This window comes from Allorhizocola rhizosphaerae (genome assembly GCF_003426775.1).
In the GTDB taxonomy this organism is placed as follows: Bacteria; Actinomycetota; Actinomycetes; order Mycobacteriales; family Micromonosporaceae; genus Allorhizocola; species Allorhizocola rhizosphaerae.
Map to the genome: position 1 here is coordinate 1 of NZ_QJUG01000393.1, position 3,936 is coordinate 3,936.

General features: G+C 69.7%; 4 protein-coding genes. 3 read left to right on the forward strand and 1 reads right to left on the reverse strand.

Annotated features, from left to right (window positions below):
* Positions 1–574 precede the first annotated feature (574 nt).
* Positions 575–1,456 carry an MBL fold metallo-hydrolase gene (locus tag DM816_RS40690; protein ID WP_117215779.1) on the forward strand — a complete coding sequence of 294 codons (882 nt, stop codon included), beginning with the start codon at positions 575–577 and terminating at the stop codon, positions 1,454–1,456.
* Between the two features lie 154 nt (positions 1,457–1,610).
* Here the strand turns inward: DM816_RS40690 and DM816_RS40695 are convergent, their stop codons facing one another.
* The gene (locus DM816_RS40695; RefSeq protein ID WP_117215780.1) at positions 1,611–2,168 is read right to left on the reverse strand and encodes a TetR/AcrR family transcriptional regulator; all 558 of its coding nucleotides are present in this window, start codon (positions 2,166–2,168) and stop codon (positions 1,611–1,613) included.
* A gap of 70 nt (positions 2,169–2,238) precedes the next feature.
* On the opposite strand from DM816_RS40695, the gene DM816_RS40700 reads away from it, so the two are divergent.
* Together DM816_RS40700 and DM816_RS40705 are read left to right on the forward strand one after the other, a co-directional pair.
* Positions 2,239–3,174, forward strand: coding sequence for an alpha/beta hydrolase (locus DM816_RS40700; protein WP_117215781.1), 936 nt, complete (start codon positions 2,239–2,241; stop codon positions 3,172–3,174).
* Positions 3,167–3,936 (forward strand): ABC transporter transmembrane domain-containing protein (locus DM816_RS40705; protein ID WP_211589073.1); only part of this gene is annotated, 770 nt, incomplete at its 3' end. The genes DM816_RS40700 and DM816_RS40705, both read left to right, overlap by 8 nt.

Genomic DNA, 3,936 nt, shown 5'->3' on the forward strand with positions numbered 1-3,936 from the left:
CACCACACCTAATCGGCCCTGCGAAAAGGATCAGAGCATGCTGGACACAGGACCAGCAGCCCAGTCACACCCTCAACAAACTCGAATCACCAACACCTGACCCAAAGATCACGCCATCACCGAGTCCACGGATTGAGGCTAAGTGCGGTCTCCGCTGAGGTAATGCCTCTTCAACCTGCTCACCTCAGCCTTCAGAATCAAGCGCGTGTGCCACCCACCGGAACGCAATTCCGTCCAGCATGCGCGAAGGCCGGCCACGCCCACGGACGTACGGACTCACGGGCGTCGCTCCCCATGGTCCGGATCCTACGGGCTAGCTGTTGCCGTTCATTGGCCGCCAGAACGTGCGGTAGGGGCTTGTCATTCTGCCCTCGGTGTATCTGTCCTCCGACTTCGATGTTCCGCCCTCGCAACGCTGCGTTGCACTGGTCCAGGCAGACGTTCCGCGAGGTGCCACCTTCGACGATGGCCTCGCTTGGCCTGAGCACAGGCCGGGGCCCGCGAGCACAGCACGTTCAGGAGCCGGTGGTGGGGCGAGTCATCACACGGTGCAAAGCATGGCAGGATCGCGGCCATGTCACTCAGCGTTACCCGCCTCCAGGTCGGCCCGACCGAGATCATCGCCCTCGCCGACGGCGAGGGCCCGTTCTTCTCCCCGCGCGCCGAGGCCTTCCCCGGGGCCACAGCCACTCAGTGGGCCGAGGCCGACCGCTACGACCCGGGCGCGGTCGACGCCGAGGGCCGGTGGCGGCTCCAGTTCCGCGCATACGCGATCCGCAGCGACAAGGGCCTCACCATCGTGGACGCTGGCATCGGCCCGGCGGACAGCCCTGCCGCCTCGTGGGCGCCCGTGCCTGGCAGGCTCCCCGAGTCGCTCGCCGCCGCAGGTATCGACCCGGCCGAGGTCGACACCGTGGTGCTCACGCATCTGCACACCGACCACGTCGGATGGGCGGTCGTGACCGAGGCGGCCGTCCCATCGACGGGCAGCGCAGTGGATCGCAACGCTTCGGCCAGCATCGGGGTGGATGGCTCGACCAGCGACCGCCGCCCCTACTTCCCGAACGCCGAATACCTGCTCCAGCGAGCCGAGTTCGAGGCCCTCGACGCGCTCAATCCGCAACTTCGCGAGACCCTCACCGACCCGCTCGAGGCGGCCGGTCGGCTCCGGCTCCTCGACGGGGATACGCAGTTGCGCGCCGGGCGCACGGTCGCCACGCCCGGTCACACACCCGGTCATCAGAGCGTGCTGGTCGGCAACGGGCGTGAGCTGGTGCTCGTCACGGGAGACCTCCTGGTGCACGCGCTTCAGGTGCTCCATCCCGAGCTCGCCTACTCGCACGAGATCGACCCTGAGGCGGCCCGGCGCGCAAGGGAGCGCATGCTCGACCGCGCAACCGCCACCACGCTGCACCTCGCGACGCCGCATCTGACGGAGCCGTTCATCTCGGTGTGATCGTGGCCGTCCGAGCCGTTCGGCCCGGCTCCCGGGCTGGGACCGTCACCGTCGAGGTGGACACGGATAGGCAGGGCGGCAGCACGATACGGGTCACGTACGACTGACCGCGCTCACGCCAGAGGGGCCAGGGCCTCAGCCTGGCCTCGCGTCCTCAGCGGAAGAACGGCAGGACCATCTCCACCAGCGCGTCGACGTCATCGTCGACCATCGGCTCGCCGGTCATGCCCATTCGGTGGAGCAGGGTCCCGACGACGACGTCGATAAGGAACAAGACCCGGTGCTCCGGCTCGCCGAGCGCGTCCTGGAGCGCGAGCCGGTAGGGGTCCTGCAGCCGGGAGGAGAGGATCTCGCGCAGCTCCGGATCGCTGACACCGTCACTGAACACGCCCGCGAATGCGTCGCCCACCCCCGGTTCGCCGATCTTGCCTGCGGTCCAGCGGATGGCTGAGGACATGATCTCGGCCCGGCTGCCGCCCTCCAGCGGCACCGGGCCGAACGCGTCGAGCAGGCAGTCCACGATCAGCGCCCCCTTCGTCGGCCAGCGACGGTAGATCGTCGTCTTGGCGATGCCGGCGGCAGCGGCGATGCGCTCCACCGTGGCACGCGCGTAGCCCAGCTCGTGGACCGTACGCAGCGTCGCGGCGAAGACCACGTCGTTGACGCCGGAACGCGGGCGGCCGGGCGGCCGGGCGGCTGTGCTCGAAGTCATGGTCACATGATATCGAGTTGCGCTACCGTAGGTTTCGAAACCAGAGGTAGCGAAACCAGAGGAGAGGCCCATGAATGACATCACCGCGATGCGGCCTGCGGTGCCGGACTGGTCCACGGTGACAGCCGAGGAACTGATCGCCTACCGGGACGCCGAGAACCGCGTCCGGGCGTCCACGGCGGCACGGGTGATCACCGGGGAGCCGGACCCCGGTGCCACGATCAGCTGGCAGCAGGTGGCGCTGCCCGGCCGCGAGCTCCCCGTGCGGGTGTACCGCCCCTTGGCCGCAGGCGCCCTGCCCCTCGTGATTCACGTGCACGGAGGCGCCTTTGTCGGCACGGCCGCGCAGTGCGACTGGGTCAACAGCCACCTCGCCGCCCACCTGCCGGCGGTCGTCATCTCGGTCGAGCACCGCCTCCTTGACTGGGAGACGCCGCTGTCCGCCGCCGCCGACGACGGCTGGGACGTGCTCCGGCACGTGGTGGAGCACGCCGGGACATGGGACATCGATCCGGCCCGCGTCGCCGTCTTCGGCGAGAGCGGCGGCGGCCTGGTCAGCGCGCTGGCCGCCATCAGGGCCAAGCGGGCCGGCCTGGGGCTGCGGGCACAGGTGCTGGTCAACCCGGCGGTCGACGTGACCTCGACGGCCTGGACGTACGACTCGACGACCCAGTACGCGGACACGCCCACACTGTCCGTGGCGCTGCTGCGGTTCTTCCAGCGGCTGGCTATCCCCGAGGGCGCCGATGCCCGCGCGCTGTCGCCGCTGTACGCCGACGACCTGAACGGGCTGGCCCCGGCGCTCGTGGTGGTGCCGACTGCCGACCCGATCGCCGACCACGGCCGCCGCTACGCCGAGCGGCTCCAGGCGGCCGGGACACCCACACGGCTCAGCGAGTACCCGGAGGCGGGGCACGGGTTCCTGAGCATGCCGGGCATGGCCCCCGAGGCGACCCCCGCACGGGCGGAGATCATCGCCTTCCTCCGGGAGTGCCTCAGTGAGTGACTCCCGGCCGAACTCCGGCGCAGTGGCCGCGTTGCTGCGCCCGCATGCCGCAAGTTTCACCGCTCTGGTAACACTGCAGGTGATCGCCGCCATAGCAGGCATGGCACCACTACTGGCCGTCATGGAACTGGGCCGCGCGCTGTTGTCGCCCGCCCCGATCGATCGCGATCACGTCTGGCTCGTGGTGTTCGCGGGGGCGGCCGGACTACTGGTCCGGTTACTGTTCACGTCGGCCTCCTCGGGGATAGGGCACCTGCTGGACGGCCAAGTGCAGCTGGCGTTCCGCCGGCGGCTGGCCGCGCACCTGGGGCGCGTGCCGATCGGGTGGTTGTCCCGGCGTCGGACGGGTGAGCTGGCCAAACTGGTGGGCGACGACGTGAGCGCGGTACACCCGTTCATCGCGCACACGCCCGGTGAGCTGGTCTCGGCCTTCGTGGTGCCGCTGGTGTCGCTGGTTTACCTGTTCACCGTCGACTGGCGGCTCACGCTGATCACATTGATCCCGGTGCTGCTGGCGGTGGCGCTGGTCCCGTTGATGATGACCGCCGCCCGGCAGCGGGAGCAGCGCGAGTTCGACGCGGCCATGGGGCGAATCGCGGGCTCGGTCGTGGAGTTCGTCCAGGGCATCGCGGTGGTCAAGGCGTTCGGCGGGGCGGAGCGCACGCACCGGAAGTTTCTGACGGCCACGGACGAGTTCGCCGACACGTTCCTGCGATGGGCGCGCGGGCTGGCCCCGATCGCCGCCGGGATGCAGACGGTGCT

What these genes read in the sequence shown, in the direction of transcription:
- DM816_RS40690 (WP_117215779.1), top strand. Translation starts at nt 575, where the DNA reads ATGTCACTCAGCGTTACCCGCCTCCAGGTCGGCCCGACCGAGATCATC.
- DM816_RS40695 (WP_117215780.1), bottom strand. Translation starts at nt 2,168, where the DNA reads ATGACTTCGAGCACAGCCGCCCGGCCGCCCGGCCGCCCGCGTTCCGGC.
- DM816_RS40700 (WP_117215781.1), top strand. Translation starts at nt 2,239, where the DNA reads ATGAATGACATCACCGCGATGCGGCCTGCGGTGCCGGACTGGTCCACG.